This window comes from Streptomyces sp. NPDC090106 (assembly GCF_044747265.1).
Classification (GTDB): domain Bacteria; phylum Actinomycetota; class Actinomycetes; order Streptomycetales; family Streptomycetaceae; genus Streptomyces.
The window spans coordinates 1-22,152 of the sequence record NZ_JBIVDS010000036.1; the positions used below are offsets into that span (position 1 = coordinate 1).

Genomic DNA, 22,152 nt, shown 5'->3' on the forward strand with positions numbered 1-22,152 from the left:
CCGGCCGCCATTCCCCCGTACTGCCGGGGGACGGTGACTCCCAGCCAGCCCTGGTCCGCGATGAGTTGGGCAGCTGTGCGCTCGACCTTGTGCGGGTCGCTCTCCATCGCCCGGATGCGGGGCGCGATGTGCTCGGCCGCGAAGGCGTCCGCCTGTGCCCACAACTGGTGGTGCTCAGCGCTGAGGTGGGCCAGGACCTCGGGGGGCGGTGAAGTGGGCATAGGTGTAACCCCTTCCTTCGGGTTCACAAGGCGGAGGACGGCCGGTTCCCCGCGGCCGGACGGGGGCAGGGTGCGGTAGGTGAGACCGGGGCGCGGTTCAGCGTGTGGGAGCGCTTGTGGTGAGGGTGTCCAGGACGAGGGTGCCGGCGTCTTTGACTGTGTCCAGGAGGTGTTGGGCGTCGGTGCGGGGGCGGGCGTCGGGGTCGATGGCGCATACCGTGCCCAGCACGGTCCCTTCGACGATGAGTGGGGCGCCGAAGTAGGAGCGGATGCCGACCATGTCGACGACGAGGTTGCCGGAGAACTGCGGGCTGGCGTGGACGTCCCACAGGGGCAGGGCCCTGCGGCGTCTGACCACGGCGGGGCACCAGCCGTGTTCCAGGCTCATGGTCCGGTCCAGGATCAGCAGCCCTGTTTCGGGGGGAGGGTTGTGCAGGCCCACGAAGGTCTGCTCGCCGCGGAAGATGTTGACGAAGCCGTAGAGCATGCCGGTCGCCTCGGCGATGTGGTCGGCGAATTGGTCCATCCCGTCATCCGGCCCGACCGGCACGCCCAGGCGCGCGAGGAGGTCCTCACGGGTCTCCCGCTCGGCCAGCTCACGGGCCTGGGCCGCGCTGACGGTCTCCTGGCCTGGGCAGACGGTGTTGCTGCGCGGGACGATCACTCCGGGCTCGGTGATGCCGGTGGGTAAGCCGGTGGGCCTGTGGATGGGCGTGGGTACGTGGGTGGGGTGGTGGGTCATCTCAGGCTTCCAGGGTGGTGGGGTGGGCCGGCTGGGGTGTCAGGGCGTGGTCGACGAGGCGGATCAGGACCGTGCCGATGGAGGCCGCATCGCGGGCGTCGCAGGTGACGACGGGGACGTGCGGGGGCAGGGCGAGGGCCTGGCGGATGTCGGTGAGGGGGTAGCGGTGGGCGTGGTCGAACTCGTTGACGGCTATGAGGAAGGGCAGTTGGGTGCGTTCGCTGAAGGTGATGGCGGGGAAGCTGGAGTCCAGGCGGCGGGTGTCGGCCAGGACGACGATGCCGACGGCGCCGCGGGCGAGGTCGTCCCACAGGTCGCGGAAGCGGTCCTGGCCGGGGGTGCCGAACAGCATCAGCTCGATGGGCAGGGGCACCTCGAAGGTGATCCGTCCGAAGTCGAAGGCGACCGTGGTGGTTGTTTTGGCCTCGATCCCGTCCAGGCTGTCGCACCAGGCGCTGTCCTGGGTGAGGTACTCCTCGGTGGAGACCGGTTCGATCTCACTGACCGCCCCGATCGCCGTGGTCTTGCCGACTCCGAATCCTCCGGTGACCAGGATCTTCAGGACGGCCGGACCGCCCGCGGCACGCGGGGGTGCCGCCGGGTCGCGCGGGTCAGCTGGCTTTGGGTGCGGCATCGGACCATTTGCGGATGAGACCGGCACGCAGTGCCTCCAGGAGCTGTTCGGTGGGACGGCCCCCGGCCCCGGCCCGGGATTCGGGAGTGGTGGCGGGGGTGCAGGCGTGGGTGAGGGTCAGGACCAGGACGCGGGCGTCGATGAGGTCGGAGATGAGCACCCGGGCCAGGGTGAGCGGGACGTGCAGGGTGCCGGCGAGTTCCGCGACGGATCGGTGCCGCTCCCGGCACAGGTCGGCGAGGTGCAGGTATTCGCCTTCGCCCAGTCCTGGTCCTGCTCTGCCGGGGCCGGCGTGGAGGAGGGTGTCGGGGCTGAGCCGGTGCCGGGCGCGGACCCGTCCGCGGGTCAGTGCGTAGGGGCGGACGAAGGCACCGCCCGCCTGCTGGGGTGGGGGTGTTGGGGGTGGGTTGGTGCTGGGGGTGTTCATCAGGCGGTGCGGATGGCCGCGACCATGTAGGGGGCGAACCGGTCCACGAGCTGTCCCATCTCGTAGCCCACCGTGCCCGCGTTCGCCGTCGGCTCGGCGATCACCGCCAGCACGGTGTCGACCACGCCCGCCGTGTTCCCGGGCTGGTGGGGGAAGAGCGCGCTGGTTCCGCCGATGGTGGCGAAGATCAGGGCGTCCTCACGCTCGATGACCACCTGCTGCAAGGAACCTTTGTCGCCGTGGGGGCCGGGGATGTTCTCGCACAACGAGGCCAGTGTGCCGAGGGTGGCGGCCCAGGTGTCGGCCCAGGTTTTCGAGAAGCCGCTGTCGACGAGGCGGAGCGCGTCCCGGGAGATCAAGAGCGCGTGGGTGACTCCCGGTACCTGCTCGACGAAGTCCACCAGGAGCCCGGCCATCTGCTCCTGAGCGGGGACGGAGGTGCTGCGGGACGCGGCGGCGGTCATGGTCTGGCCACCGTGGTCGTCGGTCATCAGAAATCGCTCTCCTACGAATGGGACGGCCGGTCACGATCACGTGGCGGGCTCGGACGGGGGATTACGGCTGCCGCGCAGGCGTCACGCTCCCAGGCGCCTGCGGGCCGGGCCGGGAAGCGGTGCGGGGGGAGCGGTCGGTGGCGATGGCACCTCTGAACGCATCAGCCAGGCCGTAGCGGGGGCGGGCGGCTGCAGCCCTGGGCTGGGCCGGGTACGGCACCTCGTCGTGTGCAGGGACCTGACGGCGCGGCAACGGCGGCCCAGCGACAGCGCCGTCCGGGGCGGAGGCCTGCGCCGGCTGCTGCGGCACAGTGCCCGACGGCGCCCCTCCCACCCGTATCGCCGACGCAGCCGACGTCTGGTCGGGCAGGGTGGGTGGCGCGGGGCGGGAGACGTGGGTGGTGAGAGGCGTCAGTGACACCAGCAGCCTGGCGGGGACGACCACGAGGGCGGTGGTGCCGCCGGTCGGGTTCTCCGCCAACTGCACCGAGATGCCGTGGCGTTGCGCGATCCGTGCCGCGGTGAGCAGACCGATCCGGCCCGCACTGACCAGAGCGCCCACGTCCATCTGATCGGGTCCCGCCAGCAGACGGTTCCAGCGGACCCGGTCACCGGGCCGCATGGGGATGGCGACACGGTCCTCGATCTCGATGGCCAGACCGGTGGCCACCCTCTGCGCCCGCACCTGGACCTTCGCGGTGGAGTCGGAGAAGTGGGTGGCGTTCTCGATCAGTTCGGCCAGCAGATGGGTGAGGTCCGGCCCCACATGCCGGGGCAGGCCCACCTCCACACCGACGGTGCCGGCGGCGACGGTCACCCGGGCGTAGTGCAGGATCTCCTGGTTCGCACCCCGCAGCACCTGCATCACACTCACCGGCTCCCGCGCACTGCGCAGTGACTCCCCGGCGACCACGGCCTTGCTCTCCACCCACCGCCGCAACCGCGTCACCAGATGATCCAGCGCGAACAGCAGCTCCAGCTGATCCGGATCCTCCGTCGACTCCTGCAACCGGTCCAGCTTCTCCAACGCCCGCGCCACCAGAGCATGTTCACGGCGTGCGAACTGGTGCAGCATCGACAGCAGCACCGCAGGCTGCGACTCGTCATGCACACGGATCAGAGCCGCGACCGCTTGTATTTGAAGCTCGGCCAGCTGGCCGACCGCCTCATCTGCGAATCCCGCCTCCTCCGGGGCCGGGGCCGGTTCGGGCAGGGAGACGGTGCCGCCGCGCAGCAGTTCCTCCGCCGACCAGGCCACCAGCTTGTCCACCGCAGTGGCCGCTTCCACCATCCGCTGCACCTCGCCCGCGTACGCCCGCCGAACGGCCCGGGCCGTCGACCGTGCCCGCAGGGCTCCCACGGTGAAGGCGGCGCAGAGCCCTGTGGCTAACGCGGCCAGTAACGCGCCGGCCGAGACCGGAAAGGTCAGCCAGGCGATGACGGCACCGACCAGGACAGCCAGCACGATCACCAGCGGGGTGAGCACCGCGGCACGTATCTGTTCGGCGACGAACCCGTCCCCGGGCGTGCGGCGCTTCATTCTGCGGTGTGCGGGGGAGGCCCGGCGGGGCTGAGGACGGAGCTGGGGGCAAGACATGGGTTCCTCAAAGTCGATTCCAGCAAGGGAAGGACGTCGGCACTGGGACGCGTGATCAGGTGACGGGGAGGATGGCCTGCACGGTCTTGCCCGAGAGCCGGCCGTCCTCGGTCTTGATCACGTCCCAGGACAGGCGGCCCTGGTAGTGCGCCACCCACCACGGACCCCGGGGCGTGCCGCGGAGCGTGCTGCTCTGGTTGGCGACAGCGGCGAAGCCGGGGAAGTCGGGAAGCGCGTCATCGACCTCGATGAGCAGCTCACGGGTCGTGGCGTCGATGATCAGACGCAAGGTGACCGTGTCGTCGCCGAACGGCTCACCGTGAACGAGGGCGTTGTCCACGAGCTTGTCGGCAACACGGGCAGCGATATCAACATTCCCTTCCCAGCGGGCCATCGTCAGCGCCGGCCGGACCCGCTGCCGCGCCAGCAGACCGCACGCCGCACTCGCCACCAGCGACACACTCCAGGTGAAAGCGGGCTCGACCTGCAGCCTCAACGGCAACGGCGTCGTCGCAGCCTCCCGCCCGCCGCTGCACGCCTCGTGGCCCCCGGCCGGCGTGCCGTCATCGGGAGAAGAGGCGTCGGCCGGCTCACGGACGCTCATTGCTGTGCCTCCGCGGCCGGTAAGGCCAGGCGGCACCAAGTCTCCGCACCCGCATCCCTGGTTCCCCAGGTCCCGCCGCACGCCTCGGCCACGGCCGTAACGAGCTCAAGGCCACGCCCCGACTCGGCATCATCCCCGGCCTCTTTGAGCTGCGCCGCACCCGGCATACCGTCCACAACGGTGATCACCAGAAAGCCCTCACGTACAGCCAGATCCAAGGAGACCTCGCTCGTACCGCTGTGCACCAACGCGTTCGTCAGCAACTCCGAGACAACCAGCAGCGCCTCATCCACCAGAACACCTATCCCGCACTCCTCAAGCCGCGCCGCAGCCACGCGGCGCATGCCACCGACGAGACGCGCGTCGTCACCGCGGGGCGGGCCCACGCCACAGCGCGGCTCGACCTTGAACCGCTCCCACAACACGACCCTGTCGCGGGCACGAACGGCAGCATGGGCGGGTTGTAGGGCTGACGTAGTCATCACGTCCTCTTCATGAGCGCGCGAGGCCTGTCGGACAGCGCACACCGGGAGACCTAATTGGCGCAGCAAGGGCAGGCATTTTGGTGCCTTGCACCGGCTGCGGCTCTCGAACGGTGCCGCTCGGTTTACGTGCGCCTCGGCCACCACCCAGCTGGCATCGGCGACGTGCTGCCGTGTGTTGGCCACGCTGTGGTCGGCGTTTTCCCCAAGTGACGCGGGTGGGCGGGCATGCAGCGCCATGCGTACGTCTGCGGGCGCCTCGTGCTGTGCGGTCTGCCTCACACTGCCGCTCATTCCGAGTTACCCCCAGCCGGTCGGGTCGAGACGCCAATGGCTGGCGCCTCAATGGAGAGCCTCGCTGGAGGTGGCCGACGGCGGTACGCCGTCAGGACGCCGTTCGTCCGCCGTCCAGGAACCCTCGAAGAGGCGGAGTTACGGCGTACCGTCGCGACTCACGGATGGCGAGGCTGATCGGTCCAGTGCCCAAGCGGAAACGCGAGCGGCTATGGATGCGGTAGACGAGGAACGCCTGTGCAAGTAGACACAGGTGAGGCGTCACTGGGTGAAACTGGCCGACTGCGTCGAGGTTTCGAGCCTGGCGCGGTGACGCGTACACGAGTTCCGCAGGGGATGTGCCTCACCGGAGCGCGTCGACGACTCCGTTTTGGTCGCCTCGGTGTGCATCGCGGTCGGACATACTGCCGACGGACTGGACTGCATGTGTGTGGCGGTCTACCCGGACGTAGCTGGCGTTAACGGTCTGAACTGGCCCCGAGTTCCGGCGTCAGTTGGCCCCAGTGGCTGGCGGACGGGCATCAAGGGGTCTCACGGGGCCGTCGGGTGGCAAGGATGGTGAGGTCCTCTCCGGTTGCAGCAGTCCGTTGCAGAAATGATGCGACAGCTTCGGGGAGCAACGGGAGGGTATCGAGGGCTGCGGAGGTGTGGGGGATTTCGTCGAGCTGGTAGGTGCCGTGATCAGGGTCGTCGATCTCCGGCCCGGTTCGGCTGCATTCGGACCAGCTGGTGATCCGGGCAAGGTAGACGTGGTCGCGTTGGTGGGTATCGTCGAAGGTCAACAGCCGGCCGAGGATATCCGGGGTGCCACCAGTCTCTTCGCAGACCTCGCGGGTCAGTGCTGCGCGCAGGTCCAGGTCATCGGGCTCGACGTGGCCGCCGGGCAGGGTCCAGTAGGGGATGCCGCCGGGCCAGGTGCGGCGGATCAGCAGCAGCCGGTCGGCGGGAGTGAGCAGGACCGCGCGGACGCACTCGATCATGTGGATCCTTCGGGCCGGGCCTGGGCGGGTTTGGTGACCCGTATGGGGGCTCGCCAATTGTGTCGGAGTCCGGCGTTGCTGGAAGGGCTGCCGAGTCCTCGACTACCGCTGTCGGGCCCCTGGGCTGGCCGGGTTCGCCGGTATGACGGTGGAACTCCCGTGGCTGGGGGCACCTACTTTCCTCGCAGCTCTGGAGGACGCGCTCCGACCTGCTGCCTGGCTTTGGTCTGGGCGAGGCGGTTAGGAGTCGGTGCCGGTCTCGATGATGGTGCCGTTGAAGGCGAGGCGGTCGAAGATGGCCGCGCAGAGGCGAGGATTGGTGAACGCCTTGCGCTGGCCTCCGAATGGTCGCTCGATCCGACCATGATCCGCAACGATGGGGTCGTGGTCTGCCCCCTGGGTGCCCGTGAGCTACCCGAGCGGGATGCTCTTTCGTACATCCCAGCGGTACGTCCGTCCCTCGCGGCGGAGCTCCACCAACTGAACGGTGGCCACGGAGAGGTCGACAGAGGGGAGAGCACGAAGCGCTGAGACCACCTGAACGACGGGGGCGGCGGGACGCCGACGGTTGTTGTAGGCGAGGCTCAAGTGCGGTCGGAAAGCGGACGTCGGCTTCTTTGGCGCGAGACCATTACTGCTTCCAGCGTCGGCCAGTGCGTGGTGTAGCCGAAGCAGAGGTTCCCACGGACCGAGGGACAAACGGACGGCACCGCGGGAGCCAGCCAGCGGCATGGCACGTATGGAGAATGTGGAGGGCAGCCGTGCCTCCACGCTCCGCGCCAGGCTGTCCAGCTGATCGGGGGCGACAGCGCCCGGCTTGCCCACGCGGGCGAGGGTGATGTGTAGCCCGTTTGCTGGCACTGGGTCGAGGCCCAGGGGGGCCAGTTTCTCCTGGCAGTGTCCGGCGAGCGTCGCGAGCTGCTGGTTGTCCGGGAAGGTCAGCATCCAGTAGTACGCCCGGCTGCCGTCCGCCCAGCCGGGGCGTGCCCAGTGATCGGTCATCTCGTCGAGTGCGCTGAATGCTGCCCAGTCGTGGGCCGCGGTGACCGCCGGATCACGTGTGTCGGCAGGAGGCTCGGCGGGGAACGCGGCGGGATCGGCGCTGAGCAGGGGCACCCGTCGAACTCCTTTGGCTTTATACCGTCCCGGCGTACGACGACACCGACGGCGCCTACGACGCGGATGACGCCATGGCCATGACGGCTGGCTGCGAGCTCCAGGCCTGGAACTCCTCGCCATAATCGCGTACCGCCGGGTGATCACGCCACGGCCCAGCCTGCTCACGTAGGTCACGGGAGCGTTGGTAGACGGAACTGATCGGGGTGTCGCCGCACAGCCGCAGGGCCTCGCTCCCGAGCACCATCGCCTGGTCGATGTCAGGCGCACGCTGCTGTAGCAGCGCAGTGGCGACATCAAGGCGTACCAGCGAACGGCTCCAGCAGGAGGCCGAGTGCTCCACCAGATCGTCGATGTGCTCGGCATCCCGTAGCACCTGGGTCGTGTTGCGCAGGGCCACGTGCGACGTGACGGCGTTGGCCAGCGTCCGGGCCCGGCCGTACGGTTCGAAGGAGATGCAGGAGGTGAGCCCGACGGGTACCTCGTGGAGGTCGGAGAGGCGGAGTGCCTGCCCGATCGCCTGCTCGGCGGCACGCCTGTCGCCGGTCTTGCTGAGGGCACGGGCTCGGCCGTTGGCGAGCAGGCGAATGGTCTGCGCGTGGCGTGGCGCGCGCTCGACTGCTGCGACGGCGCATGCGTCAGCCTCGTCGTAACGGCCGGCGTAGTAGAGACCGAAGGAGAGAGTTCCATGTGCCCAGAGCTCTGTGTCCAGATCGCCGATCTCACGGCTGAGGTCCCGGGCTTCGGTGCAATAGGCCTCTGAGAGCACGAAGTCGCCCGTGTTCACCGCCATGTAGCCGAGCAGGCCGGAGGCGCGAGCGGCGAGGCGGAAGAGCTCGCGGCGTGTGTTTGGCGGCTGGCGACCGTCGAGGAGGGTGTGGGCCAGCTGCCGCACCTGGCGAGCCTGGGGGCGCAGGGTGTACGGCCCGTCCTGCTCGTACCGGCCAGCAATGCCTTCCAGAGAGGAAACCAGGAACGCGAGCGTCGCGCCGTCGGTGTTGCTAGCCGTGAGCTGCCGGGCCCGGGCGATGATGAGCAGGGGGTTCTCGTCGTCTTCTCGTGGCAGAAGGGGACTTGGCCCCTGTTCGCGTGTGCGCGGTTCCTCGGAGCGCCCGGACTCGGAGCAGCCGTCGTGCACCGGTGAGAACAGCTCGGACACCGGTCTGCCCAGCATGTGCTCCAGCACCCGGCAGGCGTCAGGACGGGGCAGAGTCAGTAGCTCCCCGCCATACCAGCGGTCGAACTGGCGTGAAGAGACTTGGAGGGATGCCAGGCGAGGGTCTCGGTCGAGCTCCGCGAGCCGGACGGCCGCCCGTTCGTACTGCATGGCGAAAGCCTCGTGCGTCGTCAGGTGCCGCTGCTGGAGCAGCTGCCGAAGCAGCGTTGTCCGTGGCATGACCCACCCTCCTGATACGGCGTGCGGGACCGACATGGACGCGCGCCGGTGACGGGGTCTTGGCGCAGCATCGCCCATCGGTCTGCTGCGGCACGCACCCGAACGAACGCGCGCCGCGACTCCTGACAGCATGCCGAGGCAACCATCAACTCGGCAATATGTCTTGAGAAGTTGACCCGTACGGGCTTGTCGAGGCGGCGCCAGTGCGGAGAGACTTCCGGCATGGCCTTGAAGAGAAGCCTGGTACCGCAGTCGGTCTATCGGCGACAGCTCGCGGCACGGCTGAAGGAACTGCGTGACGCGACCGGGCTCACCCTCACCGAGGTCGCCGACCAGCTAGAGGTCAACCAGGGGTCCCTGAGCCGGATCGAGAACGGCGAACGCGGTACGACGCCGGTCCTCGTCCGAGCGCTGCTGGATCTGTACGGCGTCGAGGACGAAGGCCGGCGCTCCGACGTGCTCGACCTCGTGCGAGCGGACAAAGAGCAACAGAAGCCCTGGTGGCGGAAGTACTCGACGGTACTCACCCCGACCCGCTACGACGGGTACCTCGCATTGGAGGCCGACGCGACCCACCTCGCGAGCTACCAGCCGATGCTCGTGCCAGGGCTGCTCCAGACCGAGGACTACGCGCGCGCCGTGATCTCCCAGATGAGGAAGGACCTGTCCCTGCCGCAGGTCGAATCCCTGGTCAGGGTCCGCATGGAGCGGCAGAACAGCCGCCTGGGTGGCGAGGCTCCTGCCATCCTCTGGGCGATCCTCGACGAAGCCGTGCTGCGCAGGACCGTCGGCTCTGAAGAAGTCATGCGCGACCAGATGCGGAAGCTGGTGGAGGCGAGCGAACAGTCGAACGTCACGGTGCAGCTGCTCCCCTTCTCACTCGGTGCGCACCCCGGGCTGTACGGTCCGTTCGTCATCCTGACCTTCCCAGACCCCACGCCGGACCTGGTGTGGCTGGAGAACCCCAAGAACTCTGTGTATTTGGAGTCCATGGCAGACGTGGACAACTACACGGAAATCTTCGATCAGTTGAGGGACAGCGCTCTCGACCCCTCGGAGACTCGCACCCGCATCGCACGGATCAGCAAGGAGCTCGAAGAGTGAGCACGCCCAGCATGGCCATCTCGCACGACGTCACGACAGCCAAGTACGACGTCGACCTCGCGCACGCTCAGTGGCGGAAGAGCTCGTACAGCGGGGGCGCAAATGACTGCGTGGAAGTCGCGGAACTGGGCGAACACGCCGCAGTGCGCGACTCCAAGGACACGAGCCGTGGACCCTTGTTCTTCCCGAAGGCGGCGATGCGCGCATTGGTTTGCGGAATCGTCGGCGAGGCAACCAGTGCGCGTCACGACTGAGCAGACAGCTGGGGCGTGAGGAGAGAGTTGTGACGGTCGGGATTGTGGGCGCTGGCGCCTCGGGTCGCACCGGCATGGTGCTATCAGTCGGTTGCAGAGCGACGGCCGCCGGGGCCCGCTTACGTATATCAACTTCAGCGGCCCTCCCTGAGCCAATGCGGTGAAGGCGCACTGACCCCGCACCCCGCTTGCTGGGTCGCGATAGCTACGCGCTCCCGAATAGGGGTGCATAGCCGCCTGGGTCGGAGGCCGCCGTGCTGCGCATCGGGGCGGGGTTGGCCGGGGTGGAGAGAAGAGAGGGCCAAGGCGATCGTGTTGTCCGCCATCGGCGCAGCCCTGCCCTGCGAAGCTCCTAGGCAGGGTGCGGGGCCCACCCCCCAACTGAAGGGCCGTTGCTGGCCCTGCCGTACCAGTTGTCCCCGACCAGACCACCGACCATGAAGGCCCGACCACGGTTGCGAAGAGGACACAAAGTCCGTGGTCGGCCCGACCATGGACCCGACCACGGCATTTCGAACTGCACCGGGGCCGGGCTTTGCCGTAGCCGATCACGCGTCGACCGGCGGCTGCCGGGGCTTTGTGAGGGACCAGGGCGAGGCTCCAGATGTACAAGCCCCTGGCAAGCGTGTGGCCCGTGACTACAGGGGACTGTTCAGCCGGAGGTGAATGCGCAGCCTCTGGTCGGTGATTGCAGCGGAGGTTGCGCACGTGTCCGTGTGCGTCGATTGCGCAGCCTTGCGGTCCAGTGCGCAACGCCTGTGCACTGGACCGTGCACGTCGACTGCGCACAATTCCGCCTGGTTGCGCAGCCCCGGTTGCGCAACCGCTGGCCGTGTTGCGCAATCGGATTCCTGATGCGGCTGCGCACAGGGTGGTGCGCCTGTGGTTGGGCCGACCGGGGATGTGCTGTGGCCTGTGATCTGTGAAGCAAGCCCTGCTGGTGTGCCTGGACGCGCTGGGCAACGATTTACGAGGCCGATACTGGAGGCGGGAGCCGATGCGCAGTCGTATGCCGGCTGGGCCGCAATGGGTAACTGTGCAGTGTGGCGACCGAACTTGCGCACCAGAGGACTGGTGATCGGGGGAGGGCACCGCGCAGCCCTGTTGCGCAGGGCGAGCGCTCGGTCGCGGGCTGGCTGCGCACTCCGGTTGCGCAGTTGGCTTGGGACTTGCGCAGTCGGGGCCGCAGACGATTGTGCACCGTGCTGGGCATCCCGGTCGGCATGACTGTGGGCGGCTGATGGTCCCAGCTCGCCGGCCACGTCACCGAGATCTTCGCTCCACCGCACGCCGAGTCAGCTCACCGCCGGGTTGGCCAGCCCCGCAAGGAGCCGTCGCTGCTTGCGTCTGGCTTTGATCCGGTCGTCGGGTGCCGGGTCGGAGCCGGATGAGTTCCGGCGGGGCACGCGGCTGTTCAGTGGGGGGCCATTTTCAGATCGCCGATCACGGTCAGGCCGACTTGGGCTGCGAGCCATGGCGCGCGGTCGGCCTCGATCTGTTTGACGTGGACGAAGACGGTGTGATCGGGCGAGGGCTGTGACAGGTCGAGGTCGCGGGCATGGAGGCACAGTGTCACGAAGGCACCTCTTGTGCCGCCGATGCCCAACCCCACTTCAGGAGCCTGGGGCCAGCCGTTGATATCCCATCGAACTGACGCAGGGCTGTCGCCCACCGCGTCGAGGAACGGCTCCACCGTCTCGGGAGGCATGGCCCAGCCGCGCAGTCGGATGGGGAGATGCTCCGCGGGATCGTCGCTGTCCTCCGACGAGCCGTCCCGGCCCTCTTCGGCCCACCATTCGGCGTCCGGAATCAAGTCCAGCAGTGCTGAAAGGACCTGCTCCGAACGGACCCGTGCCTCGAAGTCGATCTCGAGGCCCTGGAGGTCGGCGATGGCGAGCAGCCGCTCGACGGTGCGCAGACTCGCCGAGAGGTCTGCCGTGGTGAGTATCGGCTGGGCGTAGGAGTTGGCCATGACGCAGATTCTCCTACCGGCGACTCAGATCATCTTGATCGGCTGCATCCTGTGACCTGGGGTCTGGCCGGGAAGGCGCCCGCGCGGTGCCGTAGGCACTCGCCTGGGCCTGGCTTCGGCGCGCATTCGGGCATTGGCGTGACAGTGGCTCAGGATGCCTGAGACCGCATGCGGATGATCTTCTTGGGTCGGCCTGGCAAGTTTCGGCAAGTTCCTTGTTCGGTGGCCTGGGGGTGGGCAAGCTCTGGCGCGGCGATCCTTACCGGTATCCGAGGAGGACATCATGGCTCTGCGTCGGCTCGGCAAGGACCCGGAGAGCCCCAGCGGTGGCTCGCCCACCGTCTACCTCGATGAGGAGAGGGACAGCTATCTCGTGCAGGGGTGGAGGGTGGAGGACGCCGAGCGGCTGGTGCAGATGGACATCCCCGGCCACGAGTCGGTGGTGGAGATCCCCCGGCGCATGGTGCAGTTCTTCCTGGAGGTGAACACTGATGACGGGGACCCCGACGTTTGAGGCACTGTTCCGCAACTGCCGCAGGACGGCTGTGCACCTGGAGATGCGCGACGCCTACATGACGTCGGATCCAGCCTTCACCGACTGGAAGGCCGGTGTGCTTCTCGATCCCGCCGAGCGCTGGGCGGACTGGCACGCCATCGTCACAGAGGCGACTGCGCGTGGCGTCGAGGTCCGGCGCGCCCGCGTTGTATCGATGCCGGTCAGTGAGTACATCCGCTTCGAGTACGACGTGACGGACGGGCTGAACATCGCGGCCGGCGAGAGCGTGCGGTGGCTCTCGCGGCGCTCCACGACCGGCATTGCGCTGCCGGGCAACGACTTCTGGCTGTTCGACTCCCACCTGGTGCTCGTCAATCACTTCGACGGCGAGGGCGAGAACATGGAGGTCGAGCTCACCCAGGATCCTGAGGTGGCGAAGCTGTGCGAGTCGGCCTTCGAGGACGTGTGGCAGCGCGCGACGCCCCACGCGGACTTCACGCCTGCCTGACACCACCGGCGTACCGACATGACATCGCCCTCTTCAAGTGTCCAGGAAGCCCGCAGGGCGCTCGGACAGCGTCTCGCCGAGATCCGGAAAGCGGCTGGCCTCACCAAGCGGGCCTTGGCCCAAAGCCTGGGCTGGCACGAGTCGAAGGCTTCACGCTTCGAGAGCGGCACGCGCGCGCCTTCCGAGCGGGACCTTCTGGCTTGGTGTTCCGCCTGCGGGGCCGAGCACCAGGCTGAGGACCTCATCTCGGCAGCCCGCGGAATCGAGGGCATGTATGTCGAGTGGCGCAAGATGGAGCGTCACGGTCTCAAGTGGGCGCAGGAGTCCGTGGTTCCTCTCTGGGAACGCACTGAACGCTTCCGCATCTACTCGCCCTGGCTCATCCCCGGCCCCCTGCAGACAGCTTCGTACATCACCGCGCTGCTGACCGCCATCCGTGACCGCCGACGACTGATCGACGATGTTCCGGCCGCCGTCACGGTGCGCGTGGAGAAGCAGCGGGTCGTCTACGGGAGCCACCGGTTCGCGATCCTGCTGGAGGAGAGCGTGCTGAGGTACCGCATCGGCGGCACCGACGTGATGGCCGGCCAACTCGGGCACCTGCTTACCGTCATGACGCTGCCATCCGTGAGCCTCGGCATCATCCCGCAGGACGCCGACCGCTCGGGTCTGTGGCCGGTTGAGGGATTTTTCCTCTACGACGACGACTTGGTGAACGTCGAGCTGATCTCAGCGCATCTCACCGTCGTCCAGAGAAACGAACTTGCGATGTATGCCGCAACCTTCAGCGAGCTCGCAGAACTTGCCGTCTACGGCGCCGCGGCGCGTGCACTCGTCAGCGCAGCCATCGAGTCTCTGGGGTGAATGCCCGGCAAGTTCCGGCACATCCGTGGAGGACCTTCCTCATTCCTTCCTAGCGTTATGGGCGCAGCGAAGTCGTGCTCCGGAGGGGGACAGTGATAACTGCGGCACGTGCGGGCAAGGAAATCAGACGGGCGAGGTCATAGAGGGCGGGGACACCCTCCTCGGTGTGGAGGCGATCACCTCACCATCGAGGCATACCGTCCTCGGCCGTTGCTTGTTCCTGCGGCCCGCGCGCTGACGGACCCGCAGATGTCGGCGGCCGCTGGTCGCCTGGATCGCCTGCTCCACAAGGACCTGGGCGCCCCGTCGCCGACAACCACCCCCAGGTTCTTGCCCCACCTGTCCCCGCCGGTGAGGCGAGGTCGGCTGTGGACCGTTCAGGTCGCTGCGTTGAGTGGACGCACCGATTGCGAGTGGATCCGGACAGGTCGTTATCAGAGGGCTGACGCAGAGCAGCAGGCAACAGGAGGCAAAGGATGCACCAGCTGATCGTGAGTCCGTTCCTCGACGGCTACCTGGCAGTCCGGCCCGGGAGCACCACATGTGTACGTCTGCCGGCCGAGAACTACGACGAGGTACGCCACCGGGCCCTGTCGGAGGACCCCGTGCCCGAGTGGCTGGCGGCCGCCGCGGCCCGCGCCTGGGACATCGACCTTGACGGCCAGGCCACCGCGTCGGCTCTTCTGGTCCGCCAGCCGACCCCGCTCGCTTTCGCCCGAGCGAGCTGGGAGATCAACCTCTTCTGCAACTTCGGCTGCAAGCACTGCTACCTCGGCGAACGTCCCCTGGCCGGCTTGAGCTGGCAGGACAAGGTCAAACTCATCGACATCTTCCGTGACTGTGGTGTCCTGTGGCTACAGATCACGGGCGGCGAACCCACCGTCGACCCCGACTTCGAAGGCGCCTACCGGTACGCATACCGCCAGGGCATGATGCTCACCGTCTCGACCAACGCCTCGCGGCTGTGGAAGCCCGAAATCCTGCGGCTGTTCGGCACCTGTCCGCCCTACCGGGTTGTCGTCAGCATGTACGGCGCCAGCGAGCAGTCCTTCGACGAACTCACCCAACGCCACGGTGCATGGAAGAACTTCCACAAAGGGATGGCGGCGGCCCGCAACGCAGGTCTGCCCCTGCGGGTGTCCGTCGTGATCACCGAGGACAATGCCCACGAAGCCGACGCCATGACCGCCCTCGCCGAAAGCTGGGGCATCGACCACCACGTCTACACCAACATGCAGCCGACCTTCTCCGGCAGCGGCGACCCCCTCCTCGTCCAGTCCACACAGCACCTGCGCACGCGACCGATCTTCCAGGGCTGCAACGCCGGCATGACCTTCTTCCACGCCGATCCCCACGCCAGGGTCTCGATCTGCAAGATCGGCCGCGACGACCAGATCGACCTCATGACCGAAGGTCTCGACGGCCTTCGCCGACTCGGAGCCATCTCCGACCGGCTGATGCTTCGCACCGGTGGCTGCTCGGGCTGCTCGCTCTCCGGCTCCTGCCGGGTGTGCCGACCGCTCGCCAAGGTCTACCAGGAAGCGAAGGCCCCCTTGCACACCTACTGCCAGCACCCAGACACCAAGGAGATGGTCCGCACATGAGTGCCGTACCCGTCCAAATTCTCACCAGCCGGCCACCGGCCATCCGCCCGGCCCTGCCCACCACCCTTGTCGCCACCACGAAGCTCGTCATCGAGCCGAACGCCGACACCCTGATGGAAGGCAGCGCCTGCTCCTGCGCGGCCGGCGACGACAACCCCAACTGACCCACCCGCTCAGCCACGCTCGGGCCCCGGCGCAGTCGCGCTGGGGCCCGAGCGTCCGAGTGCGAGATGAGTACGTTAAGCACATGCGATTTCGCTGGGACTGGCTCCGCCCCGTGCTCCAGGCGCCCTACGTGCCCACGATCGGGCCCGTCCACCCGTCCGTCCTGACCGAGGACCTGTTCACCGACACCGTCGCCGCCGCCTCTGGCCGGCGCTTCCTGCACTACGACAAAGACATCCGTTGGTCCCAGACCAAGGACGAAACCGTTCTCGTCGACAGCATCGTCCACCAGCCGTGGCAGACGATGATTCCCACCCTGTCCCAGCGGGGTGCCGGCACCGTCAAGGTGCACCTCTACGGCATCGACCCCGACAGCGTGCACGCGGCCGTGGAACTGGCCCGGAAACTCACTGCCGGCCACGACGCCGCCGTGGCCCGGATCGTCCGCTTCATGGGCCCTGAAGCCTTACACGGACACGGCACCCGCATTCAGCTCATGGACTTCCGAACAGCCCTCTGCCCGCCCTGCGACGGCCCCGTCCGCCTCCACCACCAGTGGCCTGCACGCATACAGGACACCTTCGCCGCCTTTGCCGAACAGATGGCCGCCGACGGCTTTGCCTTCCTCCACCAGCAGATGCAGACCGCCACCATCGGACCGGTCCTGACCGCCGTCGTCAACCACAGCGTTGCCGGAGCCATCGGCCCCATGGAGATCCGCCCCGACGCGATCGGCACACCACAACTCATGCCCCAATACTTCGGTGTCCTCCCACAGCACCGCGGCCACGGACTGGGACGCCACCTGTGGCGCGCCGCCATGCACTGGGGCCAGACGAACGGCGCCACCTACCAACTGCTCCAGACTGAAACCGGAGGAGCATCAGACGGCCTTTGCCGATCAGAAGGCCTCACATCACTAGGCTTCACTTATCGACAAACGGTCTGACCTTCACAGAACACGTGTCTGCAGGCATATGACATCTGAGGCCTTGCCGTATCGGCCAACGCGGCACACCGTCCGGATGCGCAGGCCGGGAGCACGGTTATCGGTCAGCGCGTCCGGACAGCGGTCACGCACAACCTCCCCAGTTGCAGCCGAAGACGGATCACCTTGGCCCGGCTAGGCAGGGCGTTCGTCTCCTCGGAAATTGCCGAGCACTGTCGAACTGCTCCCCCTACAGTCACGGATTGTGCATGTAGATCCGTGGGCTGAACTTGCCCGCTCCCTGGAAGGCCTGCGAAGCGCCTTTTACGCCAGCCTTGAGGCGAGCCGTGGACTTCTGTCCGGTTCCCCAGCCGATGAAGAGTGCAAGCGGGACACGCTTGGTGGTTCCTGGGGCGCGCATCCGGTGCGGGACGCCAACGTGGCTCCTCTCACGGCCGTCAGTGTGGTCATGGATCATCTGGACAGCCTGGCCGTGTTGTTCAAGTCGCCTGGAGGCATCACTGCGTCGCACACGCTTGCCCGGGCCGCGCTCGACATCGCGATCGGCCCCTGGTTCCTGCTGGAGCCGGGCATCGGTGGGCGGGAGCGCGTGCGCCGCTACATGAACCTGCGGCTGCAGAGCCTCAAAGAACAGACGCAACTCGAGACGGGCCACTCAGACACAGCCATCCGCGAGCACGCGGAGGGAAGGATCGCGCAGATCGTCGATACTGCCCGCGTGCACGGCTTCGACGTGCGCCGGGAACGTGACCGGTACAAGCCCCCGCACCTGGGCGCACAAATGCCCAGCACGACCAGCCTGGCGCCAGAGATCATCGCGCCCGGTGTCCCCGTCCTCGGGGCCCTCTTCTGGCGCCTGGGGTCAGCAGTTGCTCACGGCCAGCAGCATGGCCTGACCATGTTCTTCGAGCCGGTCGACCAGCCTGTCCAGCCTGTCCATGGTGATGCCGCGGCACAGATGCAGGCCAGTTCGAAGGACACCGCCTTGCGGTGCGGAGGAGCGCCGCTGGCCGCCATCGGCATGCTCGAACGCCTCTATACGCAGTACGGCTGGCCAGCCGACGGACTCAAGACAGCCGTAACCGGCGTCATCAGCACGTGGCAGTCAGTCGCGGAAGTTCGACCACCGCATGTCCCGGACACGTTCCTCGCTGGGGGAGGGGCGCCGCACCACAGGTGAACGACGGCGGCTGCTTCCACCGCCGGCACCTGCTCGCCGAAGCCCGCCGCCACCTCGCCCTCGTCCTGCGCGGCCGGCGCCGCGACCCCGGTCTGGACGACCGCATCGTGGCCGCCGCTATCTCCGCGCACGGCCTGGACATCAGCGAGCCGAAGACCGTACGCGGCCTGGAGTCCGGCTACCGCCTCTACACCGCCCGCTGGTCCCTGGCCGACCTCCCCGCCCGGCGCCGCCCGCCCGCTCCCGCGTCCGGCCCGGACCGGCAACCCCCGGCCGGTCCCGGCGAGCCGGCCGTGTCCCGGCCTCCCGGCCAGGACGCGGGGGAGTGGGGGATACCCCGCATCCCACTGCAGTACGAGCGGGCCGTCCTGGCCGGTGCGGTGCTGCGGGAGAGGCTGCGCACCACCACCGTGCGGGGCCGGGCGTACGACGTCGTCGCCCACCAGCAGGCGGCGATGCCCGAGCAGTTGCTCGCCCGCCCGGCCGCCGATGCCGAGCACGACGACCAGGAACCGGGAGCCGGACACCAGGATGCGATCGCCATGACGGCGCTGCGGGCCCTGCGGGAGTCCCGCACGGACGTGGAAGCCCTCGACCTCACAGCCGACCGGCTGCGCCGCCTCCAGGACGCGTTCATCAAGGCGGCCGACGACTCCCGCGTCCGCACAGACAGCCACACCAGCCAGCACGATGCCGACGCAGTGCGCCCGGAGCGCCAGGACGGCCAACAGGCGCACCGCCCGCAGGAGCCCGGACCGCACCGCGGCCGGGAGACCGGCCACTGAGCGGACCCGATGGAGCGCACCGACGATGTCCCGCTCCGCTTGAAGCCGAGCCCTTAGCCAGGCAGCGGTCCGGAGGTTGAGGCGGCGCTCCTGGTTCTCGCCATCGGGTTCCCGATCGTGGCCCTCCTCCACGCCCTCACCGTCTAGACCCGTCTCGTCTGCTGGCCGATGTGTGGCGCGTCGGCATCCTCCGCAGCAGACGCGCAGGCGGACGAACTGGGCGAAGCGCAGGTCGCCAGCCGCGGCGGGGTCGACCGGGACGACGGCCTGCTCCTGGCCGTCGACATCCCCGTCGCCGTCCCGACCGTCCCGGCCGTCCCGGTCGGCAGCCGGGCGGGAAGCGCGCTGCGGAGCGGCCAGGGCCTCGATCGTCTCCGTGTCGTGGGCCCGCAGCGCATCCAGGGTCTTCGCGAGGGTGCCGTAGGCGTGGAGGTGAGGAGTGGGTCCGCGTCCTGGGAGAGGGAGACGGGGCGGGTGTGCAGGGGGCGGCCGCCCCGTCCGCACGGTGTCGATCATGCTGCCGGGCGGCCCGTGAACACCATCCAGGGCGGGGTCAGGTGGTGGGGTCCTGGTTGGCGATGAGGTCGAGGAGCTGGTCGGGGGTGAGGGTGGCGAGGTCGATGGTGCCGTCTTCGCGTACGAGGCGGACCGTGGTCTGCTGCGCGTTGAGTTGTCGAGCGTGTTCGATGAGTTCGCCGGCGCGGCGTCGTTTGAGGATCCGGTCGGTGATGTCCGCGACGGCGAGCATGGCTGAGGGGACGGACACGATCAGGGAGGCGACCGCGACAGGATCGATGCCCTTGTCGTCCCGGCCGCCGGTCGGCTCCGCCGGCGGTAGGGGCTCGGGAGGGTAGCCCCAGCTCCCGGTCAGCGTGGCGAAGCTCTTCTCGCCGGCTTCGATGCCCGCTCCGGCAAACTCGATGATCATCAATCCTCAGTCTCCTCGTCAGTGGCCTTCAACAGCCCATCCAGCTGTTCAACAAAGCTCGCGAAACCGATCTTGACGGCAGCAGCTCGGCTCGCCTCGAGGACCTGTCGCGCCTGCCTGCGGTCGCCTGCAACCAAGAGAAGTTGCCCCAAGGTAGTTCCAACGACCGCGATGCCATCGGGCTGTTGAAGCTTCAGAAAGAGCTGAAACGAGGTGACCAGCCTCGGCACCGCCGCGGCGAAGTCCTTGCGCCTCAAATCGATTTGTGCAAGGTCCCAGTTGGCTGCCGCTATGCCGTCCACGTCCCCGAGCTGCTCATTGACTTCCAAGCGCTTGAGCTGCAGTGCGAGTGCTTCGTCGGTGTCGCCGCGCTGCTGGAGGATGTCGGCGATTCTTCCCCAGGTGACGGCCGTCTCGCGGGTGTCGCCGATGCGTTCGTATGTGGGCAGGGCGACGTCGCGGTGGATGCGGAGTGCTTCGTCGACGTCGCCGCGCTGCTGGAGGATGTCGGCGATTTTTCCCCAGGTGACGGCGGTGGAGCGGGTGTCGCCGATGCGTTGGTATGTGGGCAGGGTGACGTCGTGGTGGATGCGGAGTGCTTCGTCGGTGTTGCCGCGCTGCTCGAGGATGTCGGCGATTTGGCCCCAGGTGACGGCGGTGGAGCGGGTGTCGCCGATGCGTTGGTATGTGGGCAGGGCGACTTCGCGGTGGATGCGGAGTGCTTCGTCGACGTCGCCGCGCCGCTCAAGGATGATGGCGATTTGGCTCCAGGTGACTGCGATCGAGTGGGTGTCGCCGATGCGTTCGTATGTGGGCAGTTCGACTTCGCGGCGGATGCGGAGTGCTTCGTCGACGTCGCCGCGCCGCTGGAGGATGTCGGCGATTTTTCCCCAGGTGATGGCCGTCTCGCGGGTGTCGCCGATGCGTTGGTATGTGGGCAGGGTGACGTCGTGGTGGATGCGGAGTGCTTCGTCGGTGTCGCCGCGCTGCTCAAGGATGATGGCGATTTTTCCCCAGGTGACGGCGGTGGAGCGGGTGTCGCCGATGCGTTGGTATGTGGGCAGGGCGACTTCGCGGTGGATGCGGAGTGCTTCGTCGGTGTCGTCGCGCTGGTAGTGGATGTCGGCGATTCTTCCCCAGGTGACGGCGGTGGAGCGGGTGTCGCCGATGCGTTGGTATGTGGGCAGGGCGACTTCGCGGTGGATGCGGAGTGCTTCGTCGAGGTCGCCGCACTGGTAGTGGATGTCGGCGATTCTTCCCCAGGTGACGGCGGTGGAGCGGGTGTCGCCGATGCGTTCGTATGTGGGCAGGGTGACGTCGCGGCGGATGCGGAGTGCTTCGTCGAGGTCGCCGCGTCGATGGTGGATGTCGGCGATTCTTCCCCAGGCGATGGCCGTCTCGCGGGTGTCGCCGATGCGTTGGTATGTGGGCAGGGTGACGTCGTGGTGGATGCGGAGTGCTTCGTCGGTGTCGCCGCGCTGGTAGTGGATGTCGGCGATTTGGCCCCAGGTGATGGCCGTCTCGCGGGTGTCGCCGATGCGTTCGTATGTGGGCAGTTCGACGTCGCGGTGGATGCGGAGTGCTTCGTCGAGGTCGCCGCGTCGGTGGTGGATGTCGGCGATTTTTCCCCAGGTGATGGCGATCGAACGGGTGTCGCCGATGTTGGTGAACTGTTGGCGGGCTTGGTGGAGCAGGTCTTCGGCTTGGTCGAGCTCGCCGCGGGTGATGAGGCGGTTGGCGTGGTCGTAGAGGACTGCGGCGTGGTCGGCGGGGTCGGTGTGCTGGTCGCTGGTCCCGCTCTGCTGGATGGCGCGGTGGAGCAGGGTGTCGGCGTGGTCGCCGTCGCCGCTGGTGGCGGCCGCGTCGGCGACAACCCTCAGCAGGGTGAGGGGGATCGTGTGGTGGTGTTGGTCGAGGAGGGTGATCGCCTGCTGGCCGAGTGCAGCGGCGGTGGCGGCGGGGCCGTCCCCCAGGGCTTCTACGGCCCGGATGGCGCAGTGGGCGGTGATGTCCGGGTGGTTGGCGGTCAGGGCGAGCCGGGTCAGCTGGAGGTCCATGCCCCGGCTGCGGTGGGGTTGGGGTGTGGGGCCGCCCCAGGCCGTATACAGCGCTTCGACGGCCAGGCCGGCGAGGGTGGTGTGTTCGCCGGTGGTGAGGGGGGTGAGGCGTCCGGCGGTGAGGGCGTTGACGGCCAGGGCCGGGGTGTGGGGGTGGTGTGGGTCGGGGAAGGTGTCGAGGAGGCCGAGGCCGCGCAGGCGGGTGGCTGATCCGCCGACGGCGTCGGCGAGGGTGTCGATGACGGGGTGGGGGACGGGGAGGGTGAACAGGGTGCAGGCCCGCAGCAGTGCCTGGTGGG

24 protein-coding genes are annotated in these 22,152 nt (G+C 68.1%); 10 read left to right on the top strand and 14 right to left on the bottom strand.

Going from position 1 to position 22,152, the window contains the following annotated elements; all coding sequences use genetic code 11:
• The 11 genes from ACIPSE_RS46800 to ACIPSE_RS46850 form a co-directional block, all read right to left on the bottom strand.
• Positions 1-221: acyl-CoA dehydrogenase family protein (locus ACIPSE_RS46800; protein WP_401676232.1), on the bottom strand; the 221-nt coding region annotated here is incomplete at its 3' end.
• 97 nt (positions 222-318) lie between these two features.
• The gene (locus ACIPSE_RS46805; protein ID WP_401676234.1) at positions 319-963 is read right to left on the bottom strand and encodes a GAF domain-containing protein; all 645 of its coding nucleotides are present in this window, start codon (positions 961-963) and stop codon (positions 319-321) included.
• A gap of 1 nt (position 964) precedes the next feature.
• Complete coding sequence (locus ACIPSE_RS46810) at positions 965-1,597, bottom strand: GTP-binding protein (protein ID WP_401676236.1); 633 nt, start codon at positions 1,595-1,597, stop codon at positions 965-967.
• Complete coding sequence (locus ACIPSE_RS46815) at positions 1,575-2,024, bottom strand: DUF742 domain-containing protein (RefSeq protein WP_401676238.1); 450 nt, start codon at positions 2,022-2,024, stop codon at positions 1,575-1,577. Before ACIPSE_RS46815 ends, ACIPSE_RS46810 begins: the two co-directional genes overlap by 23 nt.
• Entirely contained in the window at positions 2,024-2,515 is a 492-nt protein-coding gene (locus tag ACIPSE_RS46820; protein ID WP_401676240.1) for a roadblock/LC7 domain-containing protein, read from the bottom strand. The genes ACIPSE_RS46815 and ACIPSE_RS46820 overlap by 1 nt, the downstream gene beginning before the upstream one ends.
• Positions 2,516-2,579: 64 nt before the next feature.
• A complete protein-coding gene (locus ACIPSE_RS46825) occupies positions 2,580-4,058 on the bottom strand; it encodes an ATP-binding protein (RefSeq protein WP_401676242.1) in 1,479 nt (492 codons plus the stop codon).
• Positions 4,059-4,170: 112 nt separating this feature from the next.
• Positions 4,171-4,719 (bottom strand): hypothetical protein, encoded by a 549-nt coding sequence (locus ACIPSE_RS46830; protein WP_401676244.1) that lies wholly within the window; start codon positions 4,717-4,719, stop codon positions 4,171-4,173.
• Positions 4,716-5,483 (bottom strand): ATP-binding protein, encoded by a 768-nt coding sequence (locus tag ACIPSE_RS46835; RefSeq protein WP_401676246.1) that lies wholly within the window; start codon positions 5,481-5,483, stop codon positions 4,716-4,718. Before ACIPSE_RS46835 ends, ACIPSE_RS46830 begins: the two co-directional genes overlap by 4 nt.
• A gap of 533 nt (positions 5,484-6,016) precedes the next feature.
• Positions 6,017-6,475, bottom strand: a complete 459-nt coding sequence (locus tag ACIPSE_RS46840; protein WP_401676248.1) for an NUDIX domain-containing protein — start codon at positions 6,473-6,475, stop codon at positions 6,017-6,019.
• 411 nt (positions 6,476-6,886) lie between these two features.
• Positions 6,887-7,591, bottom strand: coding sequence for a 2'-5' RNA ligase family protein (locus ACIPSE_RS46845; protein ID WP_401676250.1), 705 nt, complete (start codon positions 7,589-7,591; stop codon positions 6,887-6,889).
• Between the two features lie 55 nt (positions 7,592-7,646).
• Positions 7,647-8,987 (bottom strand): tetratricopeptide repeat protein, encoded by a 1,341-nt coding sequence (locus ACIPSE_RS46850; protein ID WP_401676252.1) that lies wholly within the window; start codon positions 8,985-8,987, stop codon positions 7,647-7,649.
• Positions 8,988-9,209: 222 nt separating this feature from the next.
• Between ACIPSE_RS46850 and ACIPSE_RS46855 the strand changes: the two genes are divergently transcribed.
• Together ACIPSE_RS46855 and ACIPSE_RS46860 are read left to right on the top strand one after the other, a co-directional pair.
• Positions 9,210-10,091, top strand: a complete 882-nt coding sequence (locus tag ACIPSE_RS46855) for a helix-turn-helix domain-containing protein (RefSeq protein WP_401676254.1) — start codon at positions 9,210-9,212, stop codon at positions 10,089-10,091.
• On the top strand, positions 10,088-10,345 hold the full coding sequence (locus ACIPSE_RS46860; RefSeq protein WP_401676256.1) for a DUF397 domain-containing protein: 258 nt from the start codon (positions 10,088-10,090) through the stop codon (positions 10,343-10,345). The genes ACIPSE_RS46855 and ACIPSE_RS46860 overlap by 4 nt, the downstream gene beginning before the upstream one ends.
• A gap of 1,414 nt (positions 10,346-11,759) precedes the next feature.
• On the opposite strand, the gene ACIPSE_RS46865 is transcribed toward ACIPSE_RS46860, so the two are convergent.
• Positions 11,760-12,317: a hypothetical protein gene (locus tag ACIPSE_RS46865; RefSeq protein WP_401676258.1), complete on the bottom strand. Its 558-nt coding sequence runs from the start codon at positions 12,315-12,317 to the stop codon at positions 11,760-11,762.
• A gap of 283 nt (positions 12,318-12,600) precedes the next feature.
• Between ACIPSE_RS46865 and ACIPSE_RS46870 the strand changes: the two genes are divergently transcribed.
• The 8 genes from ACIPSE_RS46870 (at position 12,601) to ACIPSE_RS46905 (ending at position 18,868) form a co-directional block, all read left to right on the top strand.
• On the top strand, positions 12,601-12,831 hold the full coding sequence (locus ACIPSE_RS46870; protein WP_401676260.1) for a hypothetical protein: 231 nt from the start codon (positions 12,601-12,603) through the stop codon (positions 12,829-12,831).
• A complete protein-coding gene (locus ACIPSE_RS46875) occupies positions 12,809-13,321 on the top strand; it encodes a DUF6879 family protein (protein ID WP_401676262.1) in 513 nt (170 codons plus the stop codon). Before ACIPSE_RS46870 ends, ACIPSE_RS46875 begins: the two co-directional genes overlap by 23 nt.
• 18 nt (positions 13,322-13,339) lie before the next feature.
• A complete protein-coding gene (locus tag ACIPSE_RS46880) occupies positions 13,340-14,185 on the top strand; it encodes a helix-turn-helix domain-containing protein (protein WP_401676264.1) in 846 nt (281 codons plus the stop codon).
• A gap of 476 nt (positions 14,186-14,661) precedes the next feature.
• Complete coding sequence (locus ACIPSE_RS46885; protein ID WP_401676266.1) at positions 14,662-15,789, top strand: radical SAM protein; 1,128 nt, start codon at positions 14,662-14,664, stop codon at positions 15,787-15,789.
• Positions 15,786-15,953, top strand: coding sequence for a hypothetical protein (locus ACIPSE_RS46890; protein WP_401676268.1), 168 nt, complete (start codon positions 15,786-15,788; stop codon positions 15,951-15,953). Before ACIPSE_RS46885 ends, ACIPSE_RS46890 begins: the two co-directional genes overlap by 4 nt.
• Before the next feature lie 83 nt (positions 15,954-16,036).
• A complete protein-coding gene (locus ACIPSE_RS46895) occupies positions 16,037-16,903 on the top strand; it encodes a GNAT family N-acetyltransferase (RefSeq protein WP_401676270.1) in 867 nt (288 codons plus the stop codon).
• Between the two features lie 448 nt (positions 16,904-17,351).
• A complete protein-coding gene (locus ACIPSE_RS46900) occupies positions 17,352-18,083 on the top strand; it encodes a hypothetical protein (protein ID WP_401676272.1) in 732 nt (243 codons plus the stop codon).
• Positions 18,080-18,868, top strand: coding sequence for a hypothetical protein (locus tag ACIPSE_RS46905; protein ID WP_401676274.1), 789 nt, complete (start codon positions 18,080-18,082; stop codon positions 18,866-18,868). The genes ACIPSE_RS46900 and ACIPSE_RS46905 overlap by 4 nt, the downstream gene beginning before the upstream one ends.
• Before the next feature lie 553 nt (positions 18,869-19,421).
• Here ACIPSE_RS46905 and ACIPSE_RS46910 read toward each other — a convergent pair.
• Both ACIPSE_RS46910 and ACIPSE_RS46915 read right to left on the bottom strand, forming a co-directional pair.
• Entirely contained in the window at positions 19,422-19,796 is a 375-nt protein-coding gene (locus ACIPSE_RS46910; protein WP_401676276.1) for a hypothetical protein, read from the bottom strand.
• A partial coding sequence (locus ACIPSE_RS46915) for a tetratricopeptide repeat protein (protein ID WP_401676278.1) occupies positions 19,796-22,152 on the bottom strand: 2,357 nt, incomplete at its 5' end. The genes ACIPSE_RS46915 and ACIPSE_RS46910, both read right to left, overlap by 1 nt.